The following is a 26,448-nucleotide window of genomic DNA, read 5'->3' as shown; positions in this document are numbered from 1 at the left end:
ACGGCGCATTGATCGGAAGAATGCGGCATTTCATTTCCTGTCCGAATGGCTTTTCCTGCACCGTTTGTTCCGTTACGGTCTGGTGCTCGTGGTGAGGTACGCACGGCCGTGGCTCGCGAGCCGGGCGGCCCGATGGGTCGTCCGTGGTGCCGTCGTCGGCACGCTCGCTGCTGTCAGCGGGCTGTACGTCGCCAACGCGAATACCCTGACGATCGACTACAACGGTGACGTCCGCACGGTCGGCGTCTACGGCGACACCGTGGCCGACGCCCTGGCGTCGCAGCACATCGAGATGGGCCGGGACGACGTCGTCCAGCCTGCCGCGGGAACCGACGCAGGGTCCGCGGACACCGTGGTGGTCCGCACCAGCCGCGAGGTCACCGTCGAGCTGGACGGCCAGATCATCACGCTCCGTACCACCGCCGGCACGGTCGGCGAGCTGCTCGCAGCCCTTGGACCGCGCGGCGACGGCGCGCTCGCCACCGCATCTCGTAACGCGCGCCTGGACCGCGACCCGGTCCGGTTCTCCACGGTCAAGCAGGTCAGCATCGCTGTGGACGGCTCGGTGCTCGAGTTCCACACCACCCGGTCGTCCGTGCGTGGCGTGTTCAAGGAGGCCGGCATCTCCCTGGCGAAGGGTGACGTGACGTCCGTGCCGCTCGACGCGGCGGCCGTCGACGGGATGGTCATCATGGTCAGCCGTGACGCGTCGTCGTCGCGCACGGTGACCGAGGTGCTGCCGTTCGAGACCGAGACCGTCGAGGACCCGAGCCTTCCCGAGGGGTACGAGTCGATCCGCACGGCGGGCGTACCCGGCGAGATCGAGGTGACGTATGCGGTGAAGACGGTGGGCGGCGCCGTCGTCGAGCGCACCGAGGTGGAGCGCAAGGTCGTCCGGAAACCCGTGGACGAGGTCGTCGTGGTGGGAACCATGGATGTCGCAACGGCCCCGGCCGACCCCGGTTCCGCGCGCGCCCTCGGGCAGGCGATGGCTGCGGAGCGCGGCTGGGGCGCCGACGAGTTCTCCTGCCTCGACCAGCTCTGGGAGAAGGAGAGCGGCTGGCGCTGGAACGCCGACAACCCCTCCAGCAGCGCGTACGGCATCGCGCAGGCGAACCCCGGGTCCAAGATGGCTACCGTCGGCAGCGACTGGCTGACGAACCCGGCCACCCAGATCGAGTGGGGCCTCGGATACATCTCCGGGCGCTACGGGACGCCGTGCGGCGCGTGGGCGCACTCGGTCGAGCGCGGCTGGTACTGAACCGCCTTTTCACCCGTAGACATTTGGGATATTGCCTGCGTTCCGGGCCCTTTGCTGGCCGAATTGATGCATAGGGCTTGCATTTGATAACGGCGGGGTTACGGTCTCAGAGACCGCCGGATCGGACGGTCGGGCCCGCGCCCCGCGCGGGAGGCGTGTGCGAGTCGCGCCGTCCCGGCTCCCGTGCCCGGACCGCTCGAGGACTGGACCCGCGTGACATTTCCGCATCCGGCTCAGGGCAGCCCCAGTGATTCACTCATCAACCCTGAGGTCGACGGCGACGTCGGCATCACCGAGCTCTTCGGCCCGCCGCCACCGGCGGACGAGGTCTTCCCAGCGGCGATGTTCGCCGCTGCCGGCACAACGGCCGGCACCCTTTCCGATGTGATGGCGAGCCTTCCGCCCGGCCATCCCTCCGGACCGATGCCGATCGTGGCGGCCGGCGACGACGGCGTCCTGACGGCACCGCCGCCTCCACCACCGCCACCACCACCCGAGCCGGAGCCGCCCAGACGCAGGCGCGGGGTGGTGCTCCTCGCGAGCTTCGCGGTGGTCGCGGTGGCCGGCACCGGTGGCGTCGCGGCGTACGGCGCGGCCCACAAGACCATCACGCTCGACGTGGACGGCGAGGTCACCACCGTCGAGACCTTCCAGGGTGACGTCGCCGACCTCCTGACCGACGAGGGTGTCGAGGTCGGCGGCAGGGACTCCGTGGCACCAGGGCTCGACGGTGCGCTGAGCGAGGGCGGCACGGTGGTGGTCCGTTACGGACACAAGGTCACGCTGCGGGCCGACGGCGAGCGTCGGACCGCCTGGGTCACCGCGCTCGACGCCGACCAGGCGCTGGCCACCCTCTCCCAGGACGCCGAAGACGTGGTCCTGATCCCGGCCCGCACGGAAGGGAGCGTGACGCTCCCCATGCGGCTCGACGCCGAGGACCCGGTGAACCTGGTGGTCGGCGGGAAGACGCAGCAGGTGACCGACGGCGACGCGACGCTCGACGAGCTGCTCGCCGCCGAAGGGGTCTCGGTCGACGGGGACGACAGGGTGGTCGTGGAACATGGCCGGGCGGACGGCCCGGGCGACCCCACGGTCACCGTCGTCGTCAAGGAGGTGCAGAGCTCGATCGAGGAGACCGAGAGCGAGCTGCCGTTCGACACGGTGACGGCGACGGACCCGGACCACTACGAGGACCTCGGCCCGTACCTGGCGACCGACGGCGCCGTCGGCAAGCGCGTCACCTCGTGGGACGTGACCAAGATCGACGGCAAGGTCGTGGACCGGGAGAAGCTGAACAGCTGGGTCGCGCAGGCGCCCGTCGACAAGGTGATCATGTACGGCACCAAGGAGCGACCCGCGCCCGAGCCGAAACCCGAGCCGAAGCCCGAGCCGAAGCCCAAGTCCGACTCCAAGTCCGACTCCAAGCCGGACGCCAAACCGAAGTCCGACTCGAAGTCCGAGCCCGACTCGAAGCCCGAGCAGCGTAAGAAGCCCGCCGACGAACCGAAGCCCGAACCGGAGGCGAAGACCATGTCGGCGTCCCACGGCCTCCGCTGACCCGCCGCCGACTCCCTACCGACCGAACACTCATCCCACGCAGACTTGGACGCTTGTCCTGGACGAGTGACCGAGACCACAAAGACAGCACCCCAAGATACTTGGCCGAGCGATAACAAATCAGTTACGTTCGGTTGTCCTCGCTGGCGCGGGGGTGCCATGTGGTGTAAGCCACAGGCACCTCAACGGCGGCAGGGCGGCACTGGCCGCGGCACCTCGCGGGTAGTGCGAGACCGCCGGATCGGCCGGTCGAGACCGCGACGGCTCGCAAGAGTCGCCTGGCCCCCAGGCCGAATCGTGGTAGGGATTTCCGTGCATGCGGGCGCCCGACTCGCCGCCCGTGCCCGGGACGTCCGACGACTGGACACGAGTGAACCCCCGTTTTGAGCAGCAGAGTTCTGGCTCCATCCCCAGCATCAACTCAGAGTCCGAGGCCGTGACACCTCAGGACGCCCCCTCGAAGCGTCGCCGCTGGCCGCTCGTCGCCGGCCTCACGGCCGTCGCGATCGTCGCGTCCGGATCGGTGGCCTTCGCCGAAGCACGCAAGACCGTCACGCTCGACGTCGACGGCACCTCCAAGACCATCACCACCTATGCCGGTTCTGTCGAGGGCATGCTCGAGTCGCAGGGTGTCCGCCTGGGCGAGCGCGACGTCGTAGCCCCCGGAACCGATGCCGAGCTTTCCGACGGCGACCAGATCGTGGTCCGCTACGCGCGCCAGGTCACCATGGCCACCGGCGATGCGGAGCGCGACGTCTGGGTCACCGTCACCGATGCCGGCGAGGCACTGACGACCCTCGCCGAGCGCGGCGGTGACGTCGCCCTGGTGGCGTCCCGCTCCGGCGACCGGGTCTCGCTCCCGCTCCGTCTGAACGATGACGGCCCTGTCGCAGTCGTGGCGGACGGTTCGGCCCGCGTGGTCGAGGACCACGCCGCGAGCATCGACAGCGTGCTGCAGGACGTCAAGGTCGAGGTCGGCAAGAACGACCTCGTGAGCATCGTCCCGGTCAACACCCTGGCCAAGGACAAGGCGATCGACACCAAGTCCGCGAAGTCGGCCAAGGAAGCCGGTGCCGACGTCGCCGTCCAGGTGCAGCGCGTCGACTCCAAGAAGGTCACCCAGAAGTTCGACCTGCCTTTCGAGACCAAGACCGTCCAGGACGGCGACCGCTACGTCGACGAGGGCGACCATGTCCGGACCGAGGGCGAGGAGGGTGTGCGCACCCGTGTCGTCCTCCAGCGCACGGTCGACGGCGAGGTCGTGGACCGCAAGAAGCTCTCCAACAAGGTGACGAAGGAGCCCGTCGACCGCGTCATCGTCGAGGGCACCAAGGAGCGCCCTGTCGTGGAGGAGGCCCCCGTCGAGGCCGAGGTCGAGGCCACCACCGAGTCCGCAGAGCCCAGCGCCCCGGCGCCGTCGGGCTCCGTCAAGGAGATCGGCCAGGAGATGGCCGCAGCCCGCGGCTGGACCGGCCAGGAGTGGACCTGCCTCGAACTCCTGTGGGAGCGCGAGTCCGGCTGGAACCACCAGGCGGCCAACCCGTCGTCGAGTGCCTACGGCATCCCGCAGGCGCTGCCGGGCTCCAAGATGGGCTCGGCGGGTTCCGACTGGGCCACCAACCCCGCGACCCAGATCGAGTGGGGTCTCGGCTACATCGCGGACCGCTACGGCACGCCGTGCGGTGCGTGGGGCCACTCGGAGTCGGCTGGTTGGTACTGATCCAGCCATAGGTCGCTCTCGTGCTGCGCGTCCTCTCTGGCGGAACTTGCTTCGCTGCGTTCCACCTCCGAGTACGCTCCGCACGAACGCACTGACCGAAGGTCGCTCTCGTGCTGCGCGTCCTCTCTGGCGGAACTTGCTTCGCTGCGTTCCACCTCCGAGTACGCTCCGCACGAACGCTCCAGTTAGGCTCCCCTGCATGAACGAAACCTCGAACGCCCTGCTCGGCCCCGCGGAGATCCGCGACCTGGCAGGGCGTTTGGGCGTTCGGCCCACCAAGACCCTTGGTCAGAACTTCCTGCACGACGGCGGCACGGTCCGCAAGATCGTGCGCATCGCTGCCCTGAAGCCGGGCGAACGGGTGGTCGAGGTCGGCCCGGGGCTCGGCTCGCTGACCCTCGGCCTGGTGGAGGCCGGCGCCTCGGTGGTCGCGATCGAGATCGACCCGCTCCTCGCCGGCCAGATCACCGGCACGGTGCAGGGTCGGTTCCCGGACGCCGACTTCGAGGTGGTGCTCTCCGACGCGATGGACGTGACCACCCTGCCCGGTGCGCCGCCGACGGCGCTCGTGGCGAACCTTCCGTACAACGTGGCCGTCCCGGTGCTGCTCACCATGCTGCAGCGGTTCGACTCGCTGGAGCGCGTGCTCGTCATGGTCCAGGCCGAGGTGGCCGACCGGATCGCGGCAGTGCCCGGCTCCAAGATCTATGGCATCCCCTCGGTGAAGGCCGCCTGGTACGCGTCGGCCCGCCGGGTGGGGACCATCGGGCGCAACGTCTTCTGGCCCGCCCCGAACGTCGACTCCGCGCTCGTGTACCTGGAGCGCCGCGAGCCGCCGTCGACCACCGCACCGCGGGAGCGGGTCTTCACCGTCGTGGACACCGCGTTCGCGCAGCGCCGCAAGACGCTCCGCGCCGCCCTGGCCGGGCTCTTCGGCTCGGGCGCAGCAGCCGAGACGGCGCTGCGCGCCGCCGGCGTCGACCCGAGCGCGCGCGGCGAGACGCTGGTGGTCGAGCAGTTCGCGCGCATAGCGGAACAGCTCGGTCAGCGAGGGGAGGGGGCCGCGTGACCGCGCGCCTCAGTGCGGCTCCGCCGCCGTCGGTCCGCGTCCGCGCGCCGGGAAAGGTCAACCTCGCGCTGCGCGTCGGGCCCGTCGGGAGCGACGGTTACCACCCGTTGGCGACGATCTTCCAGGCGGTGTCCTTGTTCGAGGAGGTCACGGCCACGCAGTCCGCACCAGGATCCGGCATCTCGCTGACCGTCTCAGGCCCGCAGGCCGACGCCGTGCCGACCGACGAGACCAACCTCGCCTGGCGGGCCGCCGCGCTCCTCGCCGAACGCACGGGGCTGCCCGCCGACGTCGGGCTGCACATCACCAAGGGAGTGCCCGTCGCCGGAGGAATGGCGGGCGGGTCCGCCGACGCCGCCGCCGCGCTCCTGGCCTGCGACACGCTCTGGGACGCGGGGCTGCCGCGGCAGGAGCTGGTCGAGCTGGCCGCCGAGCTCGGGGCGGACGTACCGTTCTCGCTGCTCGGTCACACCGCCGTCGGTACGGGACGGGGCGACCTCCTGACGCCGGCCATGACGCGCGGCGAGTTCCACTGGTGCTTCGGTACGCAACGTGAGGGTCTGTCGACCCCCAGCGTGTTCCGCCGGTTCGACGAACTGGCCGGTCCCTCGACGCCCCACGTCGCCCCCGCCGCCGACGACACCGAGCTCATGCACGCCCTGCGCGCAGGGGACGCGGTGGCGCTCGGCAAGGCGCTGCACAACGACCTGACGGCACCCGCGCTCGACCTGCGACCCGAGCTCGCCGCCGTGCTGGAGGTCGCCACGGAGTCCGGGGCGCTGGGCGTGGTCGTCTCCGGGTCCGGTCCGACGGTCGCCGCGCTCGGCCGCTCGCGCCAGCATGCCCTGGCGCTGGGTGCGGCGTGGACCGCGGCCGACGTCGTCGACGCGGTCTGGTGCGCGACAGGCCCGGCCCCCGGCACCCAGCTCGTCACCTCGGTCTCCCGCTGACCCGCAGTTGGCTGTGGGCGCGACCGTTGCGACTACGCGCCCGTTTTAGGTGCAATGATCGCGCCCACAGCCAACCGCGGGTCAGTAGGCGACCTGCGGGACGAAGACGTCCGTCAGGTTCGTGTGCGCCGCGATCCAGCGGGTACGCCGCGCCGCCGTGTTGCTCTCCGTGGTCAGGACGCACTCCACCACCCGTTCGACGGAACCGGTCATGGCGGCCAGCGCGAGCGCCGCGTTGAAGCCCCACTCCTCCAGCAGCACCTGCGCGCCGGCGCCCTGGGTGAGCTGCAGCGGGGTGCTCGCCCGGCGGGCGAAGGCGACGAGGGAGTCCTTGTGCGCGGCGGGGATGTCGCCCTCGACCAGGGCGCACGCGAGGTCGGGCAGCAGCCCGGCCGCAGCGACGACGGCTGCAGCCACCGGGCCGGTGCCGAGCACGGCCGTCCGCGACGGGTCGACGTTCGCGAGGGTCCGCAGGGCCTGCACCGCCCGGACGGCGTCGGTGAAGACGCCACGGTTGTACGGGTCGTCGAGGTCGTCCTGGGGCAGCTCGACCACCAGGTGCGCGAACCCGTCCGACGCGAGCCACTCGACGTCACGGCCGGCGGCCCGCCCGGCAGGGCGCAGCTCGACCAGGCCGGGCAACGTGGCGTCGGCCCGCGACGGTGTGATGAGCCGACCCGACACGGGGCGCCCCTCGAACCCGGCGTACGTCACGGTGTCGGCCGTGAGGCCCCGGGCGCGAGCCGAGGCAGCGGTCAGCACGGGCGCCACCTCGATACCGCGGTGCGCGGCGAGGTTCTGCGCCCAGAACAGGTCGAAGTTCGCGGGCTCGTCGGTGGCGGGCGGCATTGCCGGCGTCACCGTGACGAGCGGCAGGTCGTACTCAGGCACGGGGAGACCTCCGGGGATGGGGCGTGCGCAGGGAGCCTACCGCCCGGATGCGACAGGCAATTTTCCGGTTCGGGCCGTTCTGGCGCCCGTCAGATGATCTTGCCCAGCCAGGCGAGCTTGCGCGGGAACCGGTAGTCGCCGCCGCCCTCGTGGTTGTTGTACGGGTAGACGTCGATCTCCTTCAGCACCGGTTCTGCCTGCCCCGGAGCCCAGTTGTTGAACACCGCGTACACGGTCGACGGCGGGCAGATGATGTCCATCAGCGCCACCGAGAACAGGCCGGCCGCGCGGGCCCGCCGCGCGAACGACACCCCGTCCAGGTAGGAGAAGGTGCGCCAGACCTGCGCCTCGACCGCCGGGTCGCGGTGCACGGAGAGGTACTTCGTGATCTCGCCGTACGGGAGGGCGTCGGTGATCGACACCGCCCGGCGGTAGTGGCTCAGGAACGGTACGTCGGGCATCGCGGCCACGACGTCGGGCACCAGGCCCGCCACCGCGAGGCTGATGCCCCCACCCTGGCTGCCCCCTGCCACGGCCACCCGCGCCGGATCCAGCCCAGGGACGGCGCGCACCGCGTCGACGGCACGGACGGCATCCGTGAACACGCGCCGGTAGTAGTGGTCGTGCGGGTCGAGGACGCCGCGAGTCATGTACCCGGGGGACGCGGGACCTGAACCCACCGGGTCCGGCGTCGCCCCACCGGTGCCATGGCCCGACGCCTGCCCCCTGGTGTCCATCCGGAGGTGCGCGTAGCCAGCCGCCGCCCAGTGGATCTTCTCGTGCGGCAGACCGCGCCCGCCGCCGTAGCCCTCGTACTCGACCACGACGGGCAGGTCGCCGTCGGCGTGCGCCGGACGGGTCAGCCAGGCCTTGATCGGGTGGCCGCCGAAGCCGGGGAACGTCACGTCGTCGACCACGATCTCGGTGAGCCCGATGTCGATGCGCTCCACCGTGGGCGCCCGGTCGAACGTACGCGCCTCTGCCAGGGTCACCGACCAGAACTCGTCGAAGTCGCCGGGCTCGTCGATCTCGGGGGCGTACCTCTCGAGATCGGACTGCGGCATGTCGAACTGGGCCACGTGGCTGCTCCTCGGCATAGTCGTCTACGTGCTCGACGGCGGGTCCTCCGGGCGCGGTCGCCGTCGACGATGGACAGCGTAGCCGTGGCCCCCGACATCGAGTAGAGGCCCGTCGGCCCACGCCCCGCGTACCGGACGGCCGGCCCGTGTCCGCCCCAGGCCCCGCGGCAAACTACTCTTCTTGGGTGGCACATCTCCTCGGTGCGGACGGCGTTGCGCTGACCATCGGCACTCGCACCCTCCTGTCCGACGTCTCCCTCGGCCTCGACGACGGCGACCGCGTCGGCGTCGTCGGGCCCAACGGCGCGGGCAAGTCCACCCTGCTGCGCATCCTCGCGGGCACCTCCCAGCCCGACGCAGGCCGGGTCACCCGGGTGGGCGGCTCCACCCTCGGCATGCTCGACCAGCGGGACGAGCTGGCCGAGGACGCGACGGTGCTCGACATCGTGCACGGCGACGCGGAGATGCACGTCTGGGCCTCCGACGCCCGGGTCCGCCAGGTGCAGGAAGGCCTGCTCGCCGACATCGGCTGGGACTTCCCGGTCGTGAAGCTCTCCGGCGGCCAGCGCCGCCGTGTGGCGCTGGCGGCCCTGCTGGTGCAGGACCCGGACCTGCTGCTGCTCGACGAGCCCACCAACCACCTCGACGTCGAGGGCGTCGCCTGGCTGGCGGCCCACCTGCGGGAGCGGTACGGGCGTCCCGGCGCGACCGGTGCCCTCGTGGTCGTGACGCACGACCGCTGGTTCCTCGACGAGGTCTGTTCCCGCATGTGGGAGGTCCGTGGCGACGGCACGGGCGCCATCGACGGGTACGAGGGCGGCTACGCGGCCTACATCCTGGCGCGCGCCGAGCGGGCCCGCCAGGCCGCTACGGCGGCGGAGAAGCGGGACAACCTGCTGCGCAAGGAGCTCGCGTGGCTGCGTCGCGGCGCGCCCGCCCGGACCTCCAAGCCGAAGTTCCGGCTCGACGCCGCGTCCGCGCTGATCGACGACGAGCCGCCGCCACGGGACTCGATGGAGCTGACCCGGATGGCGACGCGGCGGCTGGGCAAGGACGTGCTGGACCTGGAGTCGGTCAGCGTGACGGTCCCTGGCAAGGTCCTGTTCGACGACGTGACCTGGCGACTGGGTCCTGGCGACCGCTACGGCGTCGTGGGCGTCAACGGCGCGGGCAAGACGACGCTCCTCGCGCTGCTCGCCGGCCGCCGCTCGCCCGACTCGGGCCGGGTCAAGCGGGGCAAGACCATCCACGTCAGGGAGCTCTCCCAGGACGTCACCGAGCTGGACGAGCTCGGTGGCCTGACGGCGGTCGAGGTGGTCGAGCAGGAGAAGGGCCGGGTGGTCGTCGACGGCAAGGAGCTGACGGCGTCCCAGCTCACGGAGAAGCTCGGCTTCACGCGCGAGCGCGCCTACACGCTGGTGCGGGACCTGTCCGGCGGCGAGCGGCGCCGGCTCCAGCTGTTGCGCCTGCTGGTGGCCGAGCCGAACGTGCTGCTGCTCGACGAGCCCACCAACGACCTCGACACCGACACTCTCGCCGCGGTCGAGGACCTGCTGGACGGGTGGCTGGGCACGCTGATCGTGGTCTCGCACGACCGGTACCTGCTCGAGCGGGTGGCCGACCGGCAGGTCGCGCTGCTCGGCGACGGGACCATCCGCGACCTGCCCGGCGGGGTCGAGGAGTACCTGCGACTCCGGGCGGCGGCCAAGGCCGCAGGGGCGTCGGCCTCGGGCACCCCTGCTGGCGCCGGCCCCGTTTCGGGTTCGGCGGGCGCCGGTCCGGCCGGCGGCGCGACGACCTCGGGGGCGGCGTCGGGCAGCGGCGACGAGGCGCTCTCGCAGCGGGATATTCGCGCTGCGAAGAAGGAGGCCTCCCGGATCGAGCGCCGCCTTGCGAAGATTGCCCAGAAAGAGGCCGAGCTGCACGAGACCATCGCACAGCAGGCAACGGACTACCAGGCTGTCGCTCGGCTGGACGCGGAGCTCCGCGACCTGGCGAGCGAGCGCGACGAGCTCGAGGCGGCCTGGCTGGAAGCGGCGGAGGTGGCGGGATGACCGACAACGATCAGACACCGCTCGACGGGGTCGACCGAGCCCTCGTCGACGCACTGCGCAAGGACGGGCGCACCACGCTGGCGGTCCTGTCCGAGATCTCCGGGCTGTCCCTGTCCGCGGTGCAGGTGCGGGTGCGAAAGCTGGAGGCCCGCGGCGTCATCACGGGTTACCGGGCGGTGGTGAACGCGGAGGCGGTAGGGCTGCCGCTCTCGGCGTTCATCGAGATCACGCCGCTGGACCAGGCGCAGGAGGACGACGCGCCGGAACGTCTGCGTGGCATGCCTGGCATCGAGTCCTGCTACTCGGTGGCGGGCAACGCGAACTACCTGCTCACCGCACGGGTGGCGTCGCCGAGGGCGCTGGAGGAGCTGCTCGGGCGGATCCGGCGCACGGCGAAGGTCTCGACGCGTACGACCGTCGTGCTGCAGACGTACTTCGAGGGGCAGACGACCGAGCCGGGCTGACCAGGTCCCGCTCAGGGCCGCAGGAGGGCCGGCTGGTCCAGCGTGAGCGTGCCGGCGTCGGCGTCCAGCTCTACAGGCACGCCCAGCGGCACGGTGAGGGGGTCAGGTCCGTGGCCGAACCCGAGCTCCCCGACGATCGGGATGCCGAGCGGCCCCAGCAGGTCCAGGACCACCGGCTCCACCGGGTCGCAGTCCTGCCACGAGCCCAGCACGATCCCGAGCGCGCCGTCGAACCAGCCTGAGCGCAGCAGGTACGTGAGGAACGAGTCGACCCGGTAGGCCCGCTCGTCGACGTCCTCCAGCAGGACGATCCCGCCCGCGGCCGACGGCGGCGTCCCTGCGCGCCCGACGGACGTCGCCAGGAGCGAGAGACAGCCGCCCATGGTGACGCCCCGAGCCGTGCCGCCCACCAGGGTGTGTGCCAGTGGACCGCTGATCGTCTGCGTGGTCTCCGGCTCGAACAGGGTGCGCCGCAGGTGCTCGCGGGCCGGCTCGGACTTGAGGAACGACACGGTCCCTGACATCGGACCGTGCAGGGAGACCAGCCCGAGGTGGGCGGCGACCGCCTGGTGCAGCACCGTGCAGTCGCTGTAGCCGACGAGCACCTTGGGGTCCGTCGCGGCGAGCGCGTCCCAGTCGACGAGATCCACCATGCGGGCGGCCCCGTACCCGCCACGCGCCGTGATGACCGCGCGGACGTCGGGATCGAGCCAGGCCTCCTGGAAGTCGGCGGCGCGCGCCGCGTCGGAGCCCGCCAGGTAGCGGTGGTCCGGATGCGTGTCGAGGACGTGGGGCATCACCTGCACGTCGAGTCCCCAGTCCTGAAGGTGTCCGACGCCGATGTCGAGCCGCTCGGCGGGTACCGGGCCTGACGGGGCGACGATGGCAACGGTGTCGCCCGGCCGCAGTCGCGGCGGGCTGATCAGGGGCCGCAGCATGGGCCGAGATTACCTTTCGCGCGGGCGGATGTCCGTGGCCGCCGCGCGACGAGTGTCGGGGTGAGATCGGTCGGATGGGATGAGATCGGTCGGTTGTCCGACCGGTCTCATCCCATCCGACCGAAGTCGATGGACTCGGTCGCTTGTCACGCGACCCAGGTCGGGTGGTTCGCATGTAGTTCGTCCTGGTGCGTCGCTTCCGTCTTTTAAGGGCGGATTGTTACGCTCACGTCGCCAGCACATCGTCCGGCGCGGTGCCCCACCCCACGTGGGAGCCCTGGTGCCGGGCAGACGAAGGAGCTCCGAGGGAATGCCCACGACCCGAACCTGGCTGCAGGCGGGCGGTGGCACCGTGGCCGCTGCCCTGATCATCGCCGCAGTCGCGCAGGCGATGAACTCGAGCGCGATGTGGGTGTCCAACGACCCGGTCGGCGAATGCGGCCAGACCTCCGGCGGCGCCGTCGTCGCGGCGCAGAACGTGCTGTCGGCCGGATCGGGCCTGAAGCCGGTGGACGGGTCGTGGGACTCGGAGTCCGAGGTGGCGACCAAGGCGTTCCAGGCCTACAACGGCCTGCCGGTCAACGGCTGCGTGGACACCAGCACCTGGGTGACCATGCGCGCCCTCATGGTCTCGCTGTGCGACCCCGAGTTCGACTGCCGCGGACCCGACCATCGCGTGCGCTACGCCGCGCCGGACGGCGCGCGGGAGGCCTACTTCGCCGAGAACGACTGCGACTGGGGCTCCTACGTGCTGCCGGGCGTGGCGCGGAGCCCGGTCCCGTCGAACAAGGTCATGGCCCTCTCCCGGGACGCGGTCACCGAGATCGAGTGCGAGGGCTGACGTGGTCACGACCATCGACGAGCCGAGAATTCGGCCGGAATGGCTGCTCGGCGGGGCGGTGACGCTGCTCGGCGCGATCATCATCATCGTGGTCACGCTGGTGCTCGGAGCGCGGGAGGACGAGCCCGTCGTCACCCCGGTCGACGCAACGGAACTCACGGCCGGCACCTGTGCCGAGGACCTGCGGCAGCCGCACTGGGTGCCCGACGCCGTCGGGCGTGCGGTGGTCGAGTGCCCCGCCGACATCTCGGCGGGGATCGGCCGCACGACGGCGGAGGACCACCTCGGCACCTGGATCACCTACCCGCTGGACGGCGCCGAGAACCAGGAGACGTTCCGCGGCGTGCCGGGCCAGGCCTGGCCGGAGGACGAGGTCCGGGCCGGCGCGTTCCACCCGCTGTCGGCCATCACGTACGTGGCGTACCCGGGGTCGGAGGAGCTGTCGGACGAGCTGTCCGGCGACAACGTGACGGTCGAGACCGAGGACCTCACCGATTCGGGTCTCACCGTGCGGGTCACGCGCGTGGACAACAACGGGTTCGGCCCGGTCCGCCTCGAGTGGTCCGACGACGCAGGCTCCTATCTGCTGCTGTCCACGATCGGCCGCACGCCGACGGGAAACGCCGGACCGACGGTGGCGGAGCTGCTCCGCATCGCGGACAGCGTAGCGGCGAAAGACGAGTAACCAGCCCCTTGGTTGTGGGCGTGATCGTTGCGCCTAAAACGGGCGCGTAGCCGCAACGGTCACGCCCACAACCAAGGGGTGGGTCAGAGGGATTCCGTCAGGACCTCGTCGAGGGCCGTCACGCCCGCCTCCAGCGCCTCGGCCGAGACCGTCAGTGCCGGACGGAACCGCACCGACCGCTCGCCGCAGCCCAGCAGCAGCACGCTCCGCTCGGTGAGCGCCGACAGCACCTGGTCACGCACCGCACGGGACGGCAGCGTCAGTGCGCACATGAGGCCGCGCCCGCGGACGTCGGTCACGCCGTCGTGCCGGGCGGCCAGCTCGGTGAGCCCATCCTGGAGCCGCTTGCCCATGGTGCGGGCCCGGTCCACGAGGCCCTCGGCCTCGTACGTCTCGAGGATCCGGCGGGAGCGCACCATGTCCGTGAGGTTGCCGCCCCAGGTGGAGTTGATCCGCGACGAGACGGCGAACGCGTTGTCCGGGACCTCGTCGACCCGGCCGCCGGCCATGATGCCGCAGACCTGCGTCTTCTTGCCGAACGCGACGACGTCGGGCGTGATGCCGAGCTGCTGGTAGGCCCACGTGGTCCCGGTGATCCCTGCGCCGGTCTGCACCTCGTCGACGATGAACAGCGCGTCGAACTCGCGGCACAGCGCCTGCATGCCCTGGAGGAACGAGGTACGGAAGTGGTGGTCGCCGCCCTCGCCCTGGATGGGCTCCATGATGAACGCCGCGATGTCGTGCGGGTTCGCCTCGAACGCGGCACGGGCGGCGCCGAGGGCTGCCGCTTCGGCGGCGTCCATGTCCTTGCCCTCGGCGATGTACGGGGAAGGGATGCGCGGCCAGTCGAACTTCGGGAACCGCGCCACCTTGCCCGGCTCGGTGTTCGTGAGCGACATCGTGTACCCGGAGCGGCCGTGGAACGCGTGCTCCAGGTGCATCACCTGCGTGCCGAGCTCGGGAGAGCGGCCGGCCGCCTCGTTGTGCCGGGACTTCCAGTCGAACGCGACCTTGAGCGCGTTCTCGACGGCTAGGGCGCCGCCGTCGATGAAGAACAGATGCGGTAGCGCCGGGTCACCGAGCACACGCGCGAACGTGTCGGCGAAGCGCGCCATCTCGACCGTGTAGATGTCGGAGTTCGAGGGCTTGTTGATCGCCGCGGTGGCGAGCTCCTCGCGGAACGCCGCGTCGTCGGCAAGGGCGGGGTGGTTCATGCCGAGGGGTGAGGACGCGAAGAAGGTGAACAGGTCGAGCCATTCGCGCCCGTCGCGCGCGTCGACGAGGGTGGAGCCGTGTGACCGGGTGAGGTCGAGGACGAGGTCGAACCCGTCGACCAGGAGGTGCTCGCGAAGGGTGGGGAGCACTGCGGTGGGCTCAAGGTGTGTCGTCATGCTGGAAAGGTAGGCAATCATCCTGCCAAGTTTCAATGCCTATGGAAATCTTCCTGTCAGGACCGCTTGTGCCTGGGTCGTCGTGTCGCGATCAGCTCAGCCGTTCCCAGCGCCAGGGTGGAGCCGAGCATCACCAGGAGCGCGGCGGTCCAGCCGCCGGACACCGTGTGCACCGCACCGATCACGGCGGGCGCCGTCGCCGCGACGGCGTAGCCGAACGCCTGGACGGCCGCCACCGTCCGGCGGGTCTGGGCCACGGTGCGGCACCGCTGCGCGACGATGGTGAAGATCACCACGAAATTCCCGCCCTGCGCGATCCCGGCGAGGCTCACCCACAGCAGCCACCACTGGGGCGCCAGCAGCAGGCCGGCGGGCAGCGAGACCCACAGCAGGGCCATCGTCACCGCGGCGCCCCGCATCGGTACCCTGGCGGCCAGTGCCAGGGGGACCAGCACACTGCCCGCGATGGCCAGGCCCTGGAACGGCGCCGCCGCGTTGCCCGCGGTGGTCACGGACAGGTCCAGCAGGTCACGCAGCAGCTCCGGCAGCCAGCCGGTGACCGCGTAGTAGGAGAACGACTGCCCTGCGAACGCCACTGTCAGCGCCCAGGTGATCGGGCGGCGCAGCACGCCGCCCAAGGTCTCGTCGGGCCGCTCGGCGCGGGGTGCGGCGGACGGGGCTGCGGGTGCGCTGCCGTCGTCGTTCTCGCTCGTGCTCGGCGCAGGGCTCGCCCGGGTGGCCTGCGGGTCGGGCAGACGGCGGGTGGTGACGAGCCACACCACCAGCGAGATCATCGCGACGACCGACCAGGAGGCGATGGCGCCCTGCCAGCCGAGCAGGGCCGCGAACGGTGCGGTGAGCGACGTCGCGATGACCGACCCGAGGTTCATCGTCGACGAGTACAGGCCCGTCGCCAGCGCCGCCCTGGTCGGGAAGTCCCGCGCGATGATGACCGGCACCACCACGTTGCCCACCGTGATCGCGGAGCCCAGGATCACGGTCCCCGCGAAGGCCGCGACCACGCCGGGCGTGCCCGTGCCGACCGATCGGATCAGGGTGCCCGCGATCACCCCCACCAGGGCGACCGTCACCGCCGCGTACGGCCCTACCCGGGAGATCAGCGTCGACGCGGCGGGCGCCACCACGCTGAAGCAGAGGGCGGGGATCCCGACGAGCAGGCCGGCCAGGGTCTGGTCGAGGCCGAGGCCGGTCGCGATGTCGGTCATGACCGGCGGCAGGGATGTGATGGGGGTGCGCAGGTTCAGCGCGAAGACAAGGACCGCGACGAGCAGCGCCGAGCCGCCTGCCGCTGTGCGGATGTTGCTCATGATGCTGTCATTGTGCGTGACGGGGTCTGTTGGTTGCGCGGGGCGTCCATCGCATCATCACATGGTGTGGTGATCGCCAACTCTGCTCCCCAGGAGGGATTGCGGCTTTCCCGTTAGATTGGGCGACCGATCAACAGGTCCGGAAAAACGTCAGGTGTGGAATGAAGCAGCGGCAGGTCTTCCGAGGTGTCGGAGCGCTCGTCGGTGTACTCACGGTGTCGGGGTGCGGCTTCGACATCGGCAAGCTCGACTACACGGAGCCAGAGTTCGTTGGCTCGTACGTGGGCGACGGTGCCACGACCGTCGTCGCGCTCAGCAAGGACCGCACGTTCACGGCCGTCGGGGTCCCCGACGAGGTGATCGATGCAGCGGTGGGCGGCGCCGTCGAGGAGGCGCCCGCCGAGCTCGAGGGCACCTGGAAGTACGTCTCGGGGAGTGCGCCTGACCGCGTAGAGCTGACGGTCACCGACATCGACGGCGAGCCGGCCGAGCTCGGCGAGCTGCCGCTGTACGTCGCCGACGCCGACGACCTCTTCTTCCTTCCCGACCAGCTCGGCCGGGAGAAGATCGTGGTCAGCCGCAGCCGCTGAGCCGGGCGGGGAGCCGGCGCGCTGGTGGGACGCCGTCGGTCATGCGCCGAAGCTACTCGTCGAACTGGGCGGTCACCGTTCGCAGCAGGGCCGCGAGCTGCGGGCGCTCCGTGGGGGAGAGAGCGGTCAGCACCTTGGCCTCGATGTCGAGCAGGTCGCTCATCGCCGCGTCGACCCGCGCCAGCCCTTCTTCGGTGAGCTCGACGAGCACGCCGCGGCGGTCGTCGGGGGAGCGGTGCCGCTGCACGAACCCGCGCGACTCCAGGCGGTCGATCCGGTTCGTCATGGTGCCGCTGGTGACCAGGGTCTGCGTGACGAGCGTGCCCGGCGAGAGCCGGAACGGCTCACCGGCGCGGCGCAGCGCGGAGAGCACGTCGAACTCCCAGGTCTCCAGGCTGTGCCGGGCAAAGGCGGTGCGGCGCGCCAGATCGAGATGCCGGGCGAGGCGGGACACCCGGCTGAACACGGTGAGGGGCTCGAGCTCCAGGTCCGGGCGCACGTGGTGCCACGCGGCGACGATGCGGTCGACCTCGTCGGCGGGACCTGTGTGCTCCATGGCGAGAGGCTATCGGATGTCTCGATATCAAGAATCTCGATAGCGCGTCCGAGGGGCGTCGCCCATGGCCGCGGGGTCCCTGACGACCGTAGGCTCAGGCCCCGTGGAGACAGGAATCAGGGTGCACCAGGTGTACGCCGGTCGAGTGCTGCAGGGTTCTGGCGCACTTGCCCTCGTGCCGGACGAGGTCGAACGGCTCGGGGCGCAGCGGGTGCTGGTGATCGCGGCGCCGTCGTCGGCCGGGGTTGCGCAGGACCTGGCCGCAGGCCTCGAGGAGCGGTATGCCGCGACCTTCGGCCGTCCGGTCCAGCACAGCCCGGTCGAGGTGACCGCCGAGGCGCTCGCCCTGGCGGGAGAGGTGCGAGCCGACGCGCTGGTCGCGATCGGTGGCGGCTCCGCCATCGGGCTGTCGAAGGCGCTGGCCGGCCGGACCGGTATGCCCCAGGTCGCGGTGCCGACGACCTACGCAGGCTCGGAGGCCACCCCGGTGCTCGGGGAGACGGAGAACGGCGTCAAGACGACCCGGCGTGACCCGGCCCTTGCGCCGAGCAGCATCGTGTACGACCCCGACCTGACGCTCGCGCTGCCCCGAGGGCTGACCCTGACCTCGGCCCTCAACGCGCTGGCGCACGCCGTCGAGACGCTGTGGGACACCGGTGCGAGCGCGGCGACCCGTGCGTACGCGGTCGAGTCCGCCGACGGGATCCTCGCGGCGCTCCCCGTGGTGCTGGACCGTCCGTCCGACGTCCAGGCCCGCGCCCGGCTCCAGGAGTCCGCGTGGCTGGCCGGCGCCTGCCTGGCCCAGGCCCAGATGGGCCTGCACCACCAGCTCGCGCACACGCTCGGCGGGACCTTCGGCCTGCCGCACGCGGAGCTGCACGCCCTGCTCCTCGCGCACGTCATGCGGTTCAACCTGGCCGCGGCGCCCGACGCCGCCGCGCGGCTGACGCGTCTCGCGAACGGCGATCCGACGCTCGCCGTCGCCTCCCTGGCCTCGATGCACGACGGCCCGACGACGCTCCGCGCGCTCGGCGTGCCCCGTGACGCGCTGCGCGAGGTGGCCGAGCGGGTGGCCGCCAACCCCTACCCCAACCCGCGGCCGGTGACTGCTGACGCGGTCGAGGAGCTGCTGCTCGCGGCCTGGTGAGCCTCGGGCGGTTTCGGGGGCGCTGCAGACGAGCTGCGGCGGCCCTGGCGACCTCCCCGGGCCCGGTAGCCGGCGTCGGCCAGCGCGCTGCCGCTTGACCGGTCGGGTGAGGCTCCAACGAGGGCGCGGGTGCGGCTTGGTCTGGTGTGCGGGGTGGCTGGGAGCGGCCTGGCACGTCCTGTGGTGTCCTGGGTGTCCTGGGTGTCCTGGGGCGCCGAGCCGCAACCTGCGCGTGCTGGTGGCGACCCTGGGGCGCCGAACCGCAACCTGCGCGTGCTGGTGGCGACCCTGGGGCGCCGAACCGCAACTTGCGCGTGCTGGTGGCGACCTTGGGGGCCGAACCGCAACATGCGCGTCCTTGTGGCGGTTTTGGGGGGCCGAACCGCAACCTGCGCGTCGTTTCGACCGGCCAACCGAAGGTTGCACGTCTGCAGAGGCCTCTATGGACGTGCAACCTTCAGTTCGAGACCGCCGACGACGCGGAACTTGCGGTTCGGCCCCGCGACGCGCCGCGACGGACGTCGAACTTGCGGTTCGGCCCCGCGATGCGCCGCGACGGACGTCGAACTTGCGGTTCGGCCCCGCGACGCGCTGCGGCGGACGCGGAACTTGCGGTTCGGCCCCGCGATGCGCCGCGACGGACGTCGAACTTGCGGTTCGGCCCCGCGACGCGCTGCGGCGGACGCGGAACTTGCGGTTCGGCCTCGCCATGCGCCGCGACAGACGCCGAACTTGCGGTTCGGCACCGCTGAGCTCGCCACGCCGCTGTCGGCCTCCGTCCCGACCGGCGCACGACATCAGCACAGGGCTACCGGCACACCCCCGGACCCCGAACCAGCACCCCCGGACCCCGAACCAGCACCCCCGGACCCCGAACCAGCACCCCCGAACCCCACCCCACCCCGCGCCACCGACCCCAGCGCACAAATTATGTCCAGTTTATGGCGCTGCGTGGCTCAATTCCGGACCCACTATCACAGGGTGAAACCAGACGCGCATTAGAACTGAATATCCAATTCCCGTTGCAGAGTCCGTGTCGTGTGCTTAATGTATGGAACGCGAACACTGTTCCGCTCGCAGGTGATCAGCCTGTGATTCCCGTTTTCCGGAAGGAATAGCACCATGACCCTCATTGACATCGTCTCCGAACTTCTCCACAACCTCGGCTGGAGCCTCGAGCAGATTCTGGCGCTCCTGGGCCTCTGATCTGCACTGACGCGGTGCCGAATTGCCGGTAGCCACGTAAGAAGCATCCCCAGCAGTGCGAACACCCCTCGCGTTATTCCGCGAGGGGTGTTCGTTATATAAATCATCACGCACACATTGTTGCCCGAGGGCAAAACCGGTTGCGTTAACGCAATTGAGCGGCGCCGGGATCGGAGATTTCAGGTCCGGCCGGGCATTTCGCCGCCTTTATTGACGACGGGTCAGTCAGTGCGCACTCCTGCGTCAGCGCGACACCTTCGTCAGAGCCGGCTTCTTTTCCATGTTGTGCAGCCCGTTCCACGCCAGGTTGACCAGATGCGCCGCTACCTCGGTCTTCTTGGGGCTGCGCGCGTCCAGCCAGTACTGGCCGGTCAGCGCGATCATGCCCACCAGCATCTGCGCGTAGAGGGGCGCGGTCTTGGTCTCGAGCCCGTTCGCCCTGAACTGGGGTTCCAGGATCGCCTCGACCTGGGTCGCGACGTCGCCGATGAGGCTGGAGAAGGTGCCGGTCGCCTGAGCGACGGGGGAGTCGCGCACGAGGATGCGGAAGCCGTCCTCCGACGACTCGATGTAGTCAAGGAGGGCGAGCGCCGTGCGCTCCAGGAGGACCTTGGGGTGCCCGCCGGAGCCGAGGGCACCGGTGAGTGCGGTCGTCAGCGCCTGCACCTCGCGGTCCACCACGACGGCGTAGATGCCCTCCTTGCCGCCGAAGTGCTCGTAGACGACGGGCTTGGAGACCTCGGCGCGCGCCGCGATCTCCTCGACGCTCGTGCCTTCGAAGCCTTTTCCTGCGAACAGGCCGCGGCTGACCGTGAGCAGCTGCTCACGGCGCTGACTGGCCGTCATGCGAGGTCGGTGGGTACGTCGGTTGTCGGCGGCCATGGTGTTCATTGTGCCCGAGCGGTTGTTCCGGACGTGTCCGGAACGCGACGGCGGAGTGAACGGTGTGGCTGACGACTCCCCGGGCACGGGCAGGGGCATACCCGAGGACCTGGCAGACTGTTCACGGACGTGCGACGGTGGCACACGCCCGCTTCGGGTCACGACGGAGCCTCGCGCGCGCCCGGTCCGCCTTGGTGTAATCGGCAGCACAGAGGTTTTTGGTGCCTTTAGTCCAGGTTCGAATCCTGGGGGCGGAGCCATCCGGATCTGACTAACCCACCGATCGGAGCACTCGTGACCGAGACACCTCAGCCTGCAGCAGTCATCGTTCTCGCTGCCGGCCAGGGCACCCGCATGAAGTCCGCGTTGCCAAAGATCCTGCATCCGCTCGGCGGGAAGCCGATGGTCGGGCACGCGCTGACGGCGGCTCGGGAGCTCGATCCTGCGCAGGTCGCCGTGGTGGTCCGCCACGAGCGTGAGCTCGTCGCCGAGGCCGTCGGCCGGCTCGACGCCGGTGCGATCCTCGTGGACCAGGACGACATCCCCGGCACGGGCAGGGCTGTGCAGTGCGCCCTCGCGGCGCTCGACTCCAAGGCCCAGGCCGCAGCGGCCGCAGCGGGCCTCGCCGACGGCGAGACGTTGGGCGACGGCGTCGAGGGGCCGATCGTGGTCGTGGCGGGCGACGTCCCGCTGCTCGACGGCGCCACGCTCGGCCAGCTGCTGTCGGCGCACCAGGCCGACGGCAACGCGGTGACCGTCCTCACCACCGAGGTCGCCGACGCGACCGGCTACGGCCGGATCGTCCGCGAGCGAGACACGGGCGACGTGCTCGAGATCGTCGAGCACAAGGACGCGAGCGCTGACCAGCTCGAGATCCGCGAGATCAACTCGTCGGTCTACGTGTTCGACGCCGCCACGCTGCGGCGTGGCCTGGGTGGCCTGGACAGCAGGAACGCGCAGGGCGAGGTGTACCTGACCGACGTCATCGCGTTCGCCCGCACCGAGGGCCTGCACGTGCGGGCCCTGCTGGCCGACGACCCGATGCTGGTCGAGGGCGTCAACGACCGGGTGGCCCTCTCGGTCCTCGCCCGCGAGATGAACCGCCGCATCGTCGAGGAGTGGCAGCGGGCCGGCGTCACCGTCCAGGACCCGGCCACCACGTGGATCGACGTCGACGTCGAGCTGGCCCCCGACGTCACGCTCCTGCCGAACACGCAGCTCAAGGGCGCCACAGTGGTCGCGACGGGCGCAACGATCGGCCCCGACACCACGCTGACCGACGTCGAGGTGGGCGTCGGCGCGACGATCGTCCGCACGCACGGGTCGCTCGCCGTCATCGGCGAGGGGGCGTCCGTCGGCCCGTTCGCCTACCTGCGCCCCGGTACCAACCTGGGCCGCAAGGGCAAGATCGGCACGTTCGTCGAGACCAAGAACGCAGAGATCGGTGAGGGCAGCAAGGTGCCGCACCTCTCCTACGTGGGTGACGCCACGATCGGCGAGCACTCCAACATCGGCGCCGCTTCGGTGACCGTCAACTACGACGGTGTGCACAAGCACCGCACGGTGATCGGCTCGCACGCCCGCACGGGCGCGGACAACATGTTCGTCGCCCCCGTGACGGTGGGGGACGGCGCCTACACCGCTGCCGGCTCCGTGATCCGCCGGGACGTGCCAGCAGGCGCCCTCGGCGTCACCGCCGGGCAGCAGCGGAACATCGAGGGCTGGGTCGCCCGTCGTCGGCCGGGGACGGCCGCGGCGGAGGCCGCGACGAACGCCCACGGCGGGCCGTCCGGTCTTGGTGACCAGGCGCAGCGCCAGCTTGCCCAGCAGAATGCAGCTGGGGCCCCCACGGCCCCGCAGGCCGCGGCCGCTCAGGCCGAGCCGGCCGAACTGGCCCCCGTCCCCGGGGCCGACAAGGAAGGAAAGTCCCACTGATGTCCAGCATTGCTCCCGGCCCGAACCGTCATCCGCTCGTCCTCGCAGCGGGGCGCGCACACCCCCAGCTGGCGAACGACGTGGCGAAGGAGCTGGGCATCGACCTGCTCGGCGTGTCCGCGTACGACTTCGCGAACAGCGAGACCTACGTGCGGTTCAGCGACTCCGTGCGGGGCATGGACCTGTTCCTGCTGCAGTCCCACACGATGCCGGTCAACCAGTGGATCATGGAGCAGCTGCTCATGGTCGACGCCGCCAAGCGGGCCTCGGCGCACTCGGTCACCGTCGTCGCCCCGTTCTTCGGCTACGCGCGTCAGGACAAGAAGAGCCGTGGCCGTGAGCCGATCTCGGCCCGCCTCATCGCCGACCTGTTCAAGACGGCGGGCGCGGACCGCCTGATGAGCGTCGACCTGCACACCGCGCAGATCCAGGGCTTCTTCGACGGGCCCGTCGACCACCTGTGGGCGATGCCGATCCTCGTCGACTACGTGCGCACCCGCGTGGACGTCGACAACGTCACCGTCGTGTCGCCCGACGCCGGGCGCATCCGCGTCGCCGAGATCTGGGCCTCCAAGCTGGGCGGGGGCCCGCTGGCGTTCGTGCACAAGACGCGCGACGTCACGCGGCCCAACCAGTCCGTCGCCAACCGCGTGGTGGGCGACGTGGAGGGCCGCGACTGCGTGCTGGTCGACGACCTCATCGACACCGGCGGCACCATCGCTGAGGCCGTCAAGGTGATCATGGCGGCCGGCGCCAAGTCCGTGACCGTCGCGGCGACGCACGGCGTGCTGTCCGGCCCGGCCCAGGAGCGGCTCATGGGCTGCGGGGCACGCGAGGTGGTCGTCACCGATACCCTGCCCATCGAGGACGGCCGCCGGTTCGAGAACCTGAAGGTGCTCTCGATCGCGCCGCTCCTCGCGTCCGCGATCAACGAGGTCCACTCCGACGGATCGGTGACCTCGCTCTTCGAGGGTAACTCCTGAGCAGTCTGGGTATACGGTCGGGCACTTGACTCGGATACGGTCAACGGAGGACCGTGTCTTGACATCGATCTGGGAGGGTCAGTGACCGTCACCGTCGTGGTGCCCACGTTCAACGAGGGGCCGAACGTCCGGACGCTCACCGAGCGGCTGTGCGCCGCTTTCGGCGTGCTGCCCGACGACGGCCGCGCCTCGGGCGCCCCGCACGGCCCAGAGGGCGGTCCTGCGCCCGTCGGTGCACCCGAGCTGGCCGAGATCCTCTTCGTCGACGACTCCACCGACGACACCCCCGACCTGATCCGTGCCGTCGCGGCGACCGCGCCCGTCCCGGTCCGGCTGCTGCACCGCGAGACGCCGCAGGGCGGCCTCAGCGGGGCCGTCGTGGCCGGGCTGCGGACGGTGTCCACCGAGTGGGCGGTCGTCATGGACGGCGACCTGCAGCACCCGCCGGAGCTCGTGCCAGCGCTCGTCACGCGGGGCAGGGAGTCGGGCCTCGACATCGTCGTCGCCTCCCGGTACACCGGCGACGGCGACGCCGGCGGGCTGGACGGCTGGTGGCGACACGGTGTCTCGATCGGGTCGGCGCTGCTGGCCCGGTCGATGTTCCCGGTGCGCCTACGGAACGTGACGGACCCGCTGACCGGTTTCTTCGCCACCCGGGTGGACCGGCTGGACCTCGACGCGCTGCACCCGCGCGGCTTCAAGATCCTGCTCGAGCTGCTCGCGCGCAACACCCTGGCCGTGGGGGAGGAGCCGTTCGTCTTCGGCGAGCGGTACGCCGGGCACTCCAAGGCCACGTTCAAGACCGGCCTGCGCTACCTCGAGCAGCTCGCGGCCCTACGGTTCGGGCGGATGTCGCGGTTCGCGATCATCGGCGGTCTCGGGGCGGTGCTCAACATCCTCATCCTGTGGGCGCTGACCGGGCTGGGCATGCACTACGTGGTGGCGGCGGTGGTCTCCGCCGTCGTGACGATCCTGACCAACTTCCTGCTGCAGGAGCGGTTCGTGTTCCGCGACCTGCGGAACGAGGGTCGCGGCGTCTGGTCGCGGTTCGCGCACTCGTTCGCGTTCAACGGGACCGAGGCGGCGATCCGCCTGCCGGTCCTGTGGTGGCTGGTCGAGTACACGGGCATGTGGCCGGTGCTCGTGCAGGCAGTGACGCTCGTCGTGGCGTTCCTGCTGCGGTTCGTGTTCCACGTCCAGGTCGTCTACAAGCCGCGCCGCACCCAGCCGAAGATCGGCGTCACACCGCCTGTCGGTGCGGACCGCGCCGACGAGCGGGTACAGTAGTCAGGTTGCCTCGGCGAGGGACGCTTGACGGCTGCGGCGGGACTCGATCCCGCCAGCACTCGGTCGGCGTCCGTGATCGACTGGGCGGCCGTCGGCGGCCCTGGGTGGAGTTCTCCAGCACCTCGTCCCACGTGCCCGCTCCGCGCCCGTCACGTGTCCCGCGCCGACGCAGCCGCCGACCGAGTTGCACACACAGACTTCCAGGAGTGAATTTCCATGGCCGAGATCAAGCTCGCCGCTGAGCCCCGCACCGAGTTCGGCAAGGGTGCGGCCCGCCGCATCCGCCGCGACAACAAGATCCCCGCCGTCCTGTACGGGCACGGCGACGACCCGGTGCACGTGACCCTGCCGGGCCACGAGTCGATGCTGGCCCTCCGCCAGACCAACGTCCTGCTCAACATCGACGTGAACGGCAAGGGCCAGCTCGCCGTCGCCAAGGACGTCCAGCGCGACCCGGTCCGCAACGTCATCGAGCACATCGACCTTCAGGTCGTGAGCGCCGGCGAGAAGATCACCGTCGACATCTCCGTGAACATCGTGGGCGAGTCGGCCCCCGGCACCATCCACCTGGTCGAGGAGCAGACGCTCTCGGTCGAGGCCGAGGCCACGCACCTGCCCGAGTTCGTCGAGGTCTCCATCGAGGGCCTCGAGTCCGGCGCGCAGATCCTGGCGGGCGACGTCAAGCTTCCTGCCGGTTCCGAGCTGCTCACCGACCCGTCGTACGTCGTCGTGCTCGTCACCGAGCCGCGCGGCGAGGCCGGCGACGAGGAGTCGGCCGCGTCCGCCGAGTCGCCCGCCGAGGCTTCCTCGGAGGGCTGACCTCCCCCGCACACCAGAGCGACCCGGCGTGAGCCGGGGCGCACCGGGCCGAGGTGGAACCTTGAAGCGCGCGTACGAGAGGATCGTGCGCGGCGCGGGTTCTGCCTCGGCCCGACCTGTCTCCGCTGGATCCGCCGCTGCGGCTGGTGCCGTCGCGGCGTCAAAGTCTCCGCTCTCGTGAAGGAGTGTTGCAATGAGCGACCGGCCCTGGCTCGTCGTCGGGCTCGGCAACCCTGGCCCCAAGTACGCCGGCAACCGGCACAACGTGGGCCAGATGGTGCTTGACCTGCTCGCCGACCGCACCGGCGCGCGTTTCTCCAGGCACCCGCGCGCCCAGGCCGTCGTCGCAGAGGTGCGCCTCGGCGTGCTGCCGGGCGGCGCTCCGGGACCGCGGGTGATCCTCGCGAAGCCGACCACCTACATGAACGTCTCGGGCGGTCCGGTGAGCGCGCTGGCGAAGTACTACGACATCGACGCCGACCAGGTGGTCATGGTGCACGACGAGGTGGACATCCCCTTCGACACGATCAAGCTCAAGATCGGCGGGGGCGAGGGCGGCCACAACGGGCTGCGCGACACCACCAAGGCACTCGGGACCAAGGACTACCACCGGGTGCGGGTCGGCGTCGGGCGCCCGCCAGGCCGCATGGACACGGCGGACCACGTGCTCAAGGACTTCTCCGGCACGGAGAAGAAGGACCTGCCGATCCTGGTGGACGACGCAGCGGACGCCGTCGAGCTGCTCGTCACCGAAGGGCTGCTCGCCGCCCAGGGAAAGTTCCACCCGGCCAAGGCGTGATGCTCACGGTGGCCGG

At 70.8% G+C, this 26,448-nt stretch carries 23 protein-coding genes and 1 tRNA gene; 17 read left to right on the top strand and 7 right to left on the bottom strand.

Annotated features, from left to right (window positions below; all coding sequences use genetic code 11):
* Window positions 1-91: 91 nt before the first annotated feature.
* From ACFS27_RS07665 to ACFS27_RS07645, 5 genes are all read left to right on the top strand, one after another.
* Window positions 92-1,261, top strand: coding sequence for an aggregation-promoting factor C-terminal-like domain-containing protein (locus ACFS27_RS07665; RefSeq protein ID WP_377181592.1), 1,170 nt, complete (start codon window positions 92-94; stop codon window positions 1,259-1,261).
* Between the two features lie 213 nt (window positions 1,262-1,474).
* On the top strand, window positions 1,475-2,818 hold the full coding sequence (locus tag ACFS27_RS07660) for a ubiquitin-like domain-containing protein (RefSeq protein ID WP_377181590.1): 1,344 nt from the start codon (window positions 1,475-1,477) through the stop codon (window positions 2,816-2,818).
* Between the two features lie 436 nt (window positions 2,819-3,254).
* Window positions 3,255-4,538 carry an aggregation-promoting factor C-terminal-like domain-containing protein gene (locus tag ACFS27_RS07655; RefSeq protein WP_377181588.1) on the top strand — a complete coding sequence of 428 codons (1,284 nt, stop codon included), beginning with the start codon at window positions 3,255-3,257 and terminating at the stop codon, window positions 4,536-4,538.
* A gap of 199 nt (window positions 4,539-4,737) precedes the next feature.
* A complete protein-coding gene (gene rsmA, locus ACFS27_RS07650) occupies window positions 4,738-5,607 on the top strand; it encodes a 16S rRNA (adenine(1518)-N(6)/adenine(1519)-N(6))-dimethyltransferase RsmA (protein ID WP_377181586.1) in 870 nt (289 codons plus the stop codon).
* Window positions 5,604-6,557, top strand: a complete 954-nt coding sequence (locus tag ACFS27_RS07645) for a 4-(cytidine 5'-diphospho)-2-C-methyl-D-erythritol kinase (protein ID WP_377181584.1) — start codon at window positions 5,604-5,606, stop codon at window positions 6,555-6,557. Before rsmA ends, ACFS27_RS07645 begins: the two co-directional genes overlap by 4 nt.
* A gap of 81 nt (window positions 6,558-6,638) precedes the next feature.
* On the opposite strand, the gene ACFS27_RS07640 is transcribed toward ACFS27_RS07645, so the two are convergent.
* Both ACFS27_RS07640 and ACFS27_RS07635 read right to left on the bottom strand, forming a co-directional pair.
* The gene (locus ACFS27_RS07640; protein ID WP_377181582.1) at window positions 6,639-7,448 is read right to left on the bottom strand and encodes an acetylxylan esterase; all 810 of its coding nucleotides are present in this window, start codon (window positions 7,446-7,448) and stop codon (window positions 6,639-6,641) included.
* An 89-nt stretch (window positions 7,449-7,537) separates the two neighbouring features.
* Window positions 7,538-8,527, bottom strand: coding sequence for an acetylxylan esterase (locus ACFS27_RS07635; RefSeq protein WP_377181580.1), 990 nt, complete (start codon window positions 8,525-8,527; stop codon window positions 7,538-7,540).
* Between the two features lie 185 nt (window positions 8,528-8,712).
* On the opposite strand from ACFS27_RS07635, the gene ACFS27_RS07630 reads away from it, so the two are divergent.
* Window positions 8,713-10,581: an ABC-F family ATP-binding cassette domain-containing protein gene (locus tag ACFS27_RS07630; RefSeq protein WP_377181578.1), complete on the top strand. Its 1,869-nt coding sequence runs from the start codon at window positions 8,713-8,715 to the stop codon at window positions 10,579-10,581.
* Window positions 10,578-11,045 (top strand): Lrp/AsnC family transcriptional regulator, encoded by a 468-nt coding sequence (locus ACFS27_RS07625; RefSeq protein ID WP_377181576.1) that lies wholly within the window; start codon window positions 10,578-10,580, stop codon window positions 11,043-11,045. Before ACFS27_RS07630 ends, ACFS27_RS07625 begins: the two co-directional genes overlap by 4 nt.
* 11 nt (window positions 11,046-11,056) lie before the next feature.
* On the opposite strand, the gene ACFS27_RS07620 is transcribed toward ACFS27_RS07625, so the two are convergent.
* Window positions 11,057-11,983, bottom strand: coding sequence for a S66 peptidase family protein (locus ACFS27_RS07620; protein ID WP_377181574.1), 927 nt, complete (start codon window positions 11,981-11,983; stop codon window positions 11,057-11,059).
* 310 nt (window positions 11,984-12,293) lie between these two features.
* Here ACFS27_RS07620 and ACFS27_RS07615 point away from each other — a divergent pair, with 310 nt between their 5' ends.
* On the top strand, window positions 12,294-12,824 hold the full coding sequence (locus ACFS27_RS07615; protein WP_377181572.1) for a peptidoglycan-binding domain-containing protein: 531 nt from the start codon (window positions 12,294-12,296) through the stop codon (window positions 12,822-12,824).
* Between the two features lies 1 nt (window position 12,825).
* Window positions 12,826-13,509: a hypothetical protein gene (locus ACFS27_RS07610; protein WP_377181570.1), complete on the top strand. Its 684-nt coding sequence runs from the start codon at window positions 12,826-12,828 to the stop codon at window positions 13,507-13,509.
* Between the two features lie 83 nt (window positions 13,510-13,592).
* On the opposite strand, the gene lat is transcribed toward ACFS27_RS07610, so the two are convergent.
* Together lat and ACFS27_RS07600 are read right to left on the bottom strand one after the other, a co-directional pair.
* On the bottom strand, window positions 13,593-14,900 hold the full coding sequence (gene lat / locus ACFS27_RS07605; protein WP_377181568.1) for an L-lysine 6-transaminase: 1,308 nt from the start codon (window positions 14,898-14,900) through the stop codon (window positions 13,593-13,595).
* Between the two features lie 56 nt (window positions 14,901-14,956).
* Window positions 14,957-16,228: an MFS transporter gene (locus tag ACFS27_RS07600; RefSeq protein WP_377181566.1), complete on the bottom strand. Its 1,272-nt coding sequence runs from the start codon at window positions 16,226-16,228 to the stop codon at window positions 14,957-14,959.
* A gap of 161 nt (window positions 16,229-16,389) precedes the next feature.
* Between ACFS27_RS07600 and ACFS27_RS07595 the strand changes: the two genes are divergently transcribed.
* Complete coding sequence (locus ACFS27_RS07595) at window positions 16,390-16,818, top strand: hypothetical protein (RefSeq protein ID WP_377181564.1); 429 nt, start codon at window positions 16,390-16,392, stop codon at window positions 16,816-16,818.
* Between the two features lie 52 nt (window positions 16,819-16,870).
* On the opposite strand, the gene ACFS27_RS07590 is transcribed toward ACFS27_RS07595, so the two are convergent.
* On the bottom strand, window positions 16,871-17,374 hold the full coding sequence (locus ACFS27_RS07590; protein WP_377181562.1) for a MarR family winged helix-turn-helix transcriptional regulator: 504 nt from the start codon (window positions 17,372-17,374) through the stop codon (window positions 16,871-16,873).
* 103 nt (window positions 17,375-17,477) lie between these two features.
* Here ACFS27_RS07590 and ACFS27_RS07585 point away from each other — a divergent pair, with 103 nt between their 5' ends.
* Window positions 17,478-18,521: a maleylacetate reductase gene (locus ACFS27_RS07585; protein ID WP_377181560.1), complete on the top strand. Its 1,044-nt coding sequence runs from the start codon at window positions 17,478-17,480 to the stop codon at window positions 18,519-18,521.
* Between the two features lie 1,449 nt (window positions 18,522-19,970).
* Here ACFS27_RS07585 and ACFS27_RS07580 read toward each other — a convergent pair.
* The gene (locus ACFS27_RS07580; protein WP_377181558.1) at window positions 19,971-20,573 is read right to left on the bottom strand and encodes a TetR/AcrR family transcriptional regulator; all 603 of its coding nucleotides are present in this window, start codon (window positions 20,571-20,573) and stop codon (window positions 19,971-19,973) included.
* Window positions 20,574-20,794: 221 nt separating this feature from the next.
* Here ACFS27_RS07580 and ACFS27_RS07575 point away from each other — a divergent pair.
* The 6 genes from ACFS27_RS07575 to pth all read left to right on the top strand — a co-directional run bounded on the left by ACFS27_RS07575 (window position 20,795) and on the right by pth (window position 26,432).
* Window positions 20,795-20,869: transfer RNA gene (locus tag ACFS27_RS07575), tRNA-Gln, on the top strand.
* Between the two features lie 94 nt (window positions 20,870-20,963).
* Window positions 20,964-22,544, top strand: coding sequence for a bifunctional UDP-N-acetylglucosamine diphosphorylase/glucosamine-1-phosphate N-acetyltransferase GlmU (gene glmU / locus ACFS27_RS07570; protein WP_377183643.1), 1,581 nt, complete (start codon window positions 20,964-20,966; stop codon window positions 22,542-22,544).
* Window positions 22,544-23,527: a ribose-phosphate diphosphokinase gene (locus ACFS27_RS07565; protein ID WP_377181556.1), complete on the top strand. Its 984-nt coding sequence runs from the start codon at window positions 22,544-22,546 to the stop codon at window positions 23,525-23,527. The genes glmU and ACFS27_RS07565 overlap by 1 nt, the downstream gene beginning before the upstream one ends.
* An 81-nt stretch (window positions 23,528-23,608) precedes the next feature.
* Window positions 23,609-24,814 (top strand): glycosyltransferase, encoded by a 1,206-nt coding sequence (locus tag ACFS27_RS07560; RefSeq protein ID WP_377181554.1) that lies wholly within the window; start codon window positions 23,609-23,611, stop codon window positions 24,812-24,814.
* Between the two features lie 216 nt (window positions 24,815-25,030).
* Window positions 25,031-25,633 (top strand): 50S ribosomal protein L25/general stress protein Ctc, encoded by a 603-nt coding sequence (locus ACFS27_RS07555; protein WP_377181552.1) that lies wholly within the window; start codon window positions 25,031-25,033, stop codon window positions 25,631-25,633.
* 193 nt (window positions 25,634-25,826) lie between these two features.
* Window positions 25,827-26,432 carry an aminoacyl-tRNA hydrolase gene (gene pth / locus ACFS27_RS07550; RefSeq protein ID WP_377181550.1) on the top strand — a complete coding sequence of 202 codons (606 nt, stop codon included), beginning with the start codon at window positions 25,827-25,829 and terminating at the stop codon, window positions 26,430-26,432.
* Window positions 26,433-26,448: the final 16 nt, after the last annotated feature.

Source organism: Promicromonospora vindobonensis (assembly GCF_042685865.1).
Lineage (GTDB): Bacteria > Actinomycetota > Actinomycetes > Actinomycetales > Cellulomonadaceae > Promicromonospora > Promicromonospora vindobonensis.
The sequence above is the reverse complement of the archived record's forward strand: the minus strand, read 5'-3'. Positions and strand labels throughout refer to the sequence as shown.

Coding starts and splice junctions, on each gene's coding strand:
- rsmA (WP_377181586.1), top strand. CDS start 4,738: ATGAACGAAACCTCGAACGCCCTGCTCGGCCCCGCGGAGATCCGCGAC.
- ACFS27_RS07625 (WP_377181576.1), top strand. CDS start 10,578: ATGACCGACAACGATCAGACACCGCTCGACGGGGTCGACCGAGCCCTC.
- ACFS27_RS07620 (WP_377181574.1), bottom strand. CDS start 11,983: ATGCTGCGGCCCCTGATCAGCCCGCCGCGACTGCGGCCGGGCGACACC.
- ACFS27_RS07615 (WP_377181572.1), top strand. CDS start 12,294: ATGCCCACGACCCGAACCTGGCTGCAGGCGGGCGGTGGCACCGTGGCC.
- lat (WP_377181568.1), bottom strand. CDS start 14,900: ATGACGACACACCTTGAGCCCACCGCAGTGCTCCCCACCCTTCGCGAG.
- ACFS27_RS07600 (WP_377181566.1), bottom strand. CDS start 16,228: ATGAGCAACATCCGCACAGCGGCAGGCGGCTCGGCGCTGCTCGTCGCG.
- ACFS27_RS07595 (WP_377181564.1), top strand. CDS start 16,390: ATGAAGCAGCGGCAGGTCTTCCGAGGTGTCGGAGCGCTCGTCGGTGTA.
- ACFS27_RS07590 (WP_377181562.1), bottom strand. CDS start 17,374: ATGGAGCACACAGGTCCCGCCGACGAGGTCGACCGCATCGTCGCCGCG.
- ACFS27_RS07580 (WP_377181558.1), bottom strand. CDS start 20,573: ATGACGGCCAGTCAGCGCCGTGAGCAGCTGCTCACGGTCAGCCGCGGC.
- glmU (WP_377183643.1), top strand. CDS start 20,964: ATGAAGTCCGCGTTGCCAAAGATCCTGCATCCGCTCGGCGGGAAGCCG.
- ACFS27_RS07565 (WP_377181556.1), top strand. CDS start 22,544: ATGTCCAGCATTGCTCCCGGCCCGAACCGTCATCCGCTCGTCCTCGCA.
- ACFS27_RS07555 (WP_377181552.1), top strand. CDS start 25,031: ATGGCCGAGATCAAGCTCGCCGCTGAGCCCCGCACCGAGTTCGGCAAG.
- pth (WP_377181550.1), top strand. CDS start 25,827: ATGAGCGACCGGCCCTGGCTCGTCGTCGGGCTCGGCAACCCTGGCCCC.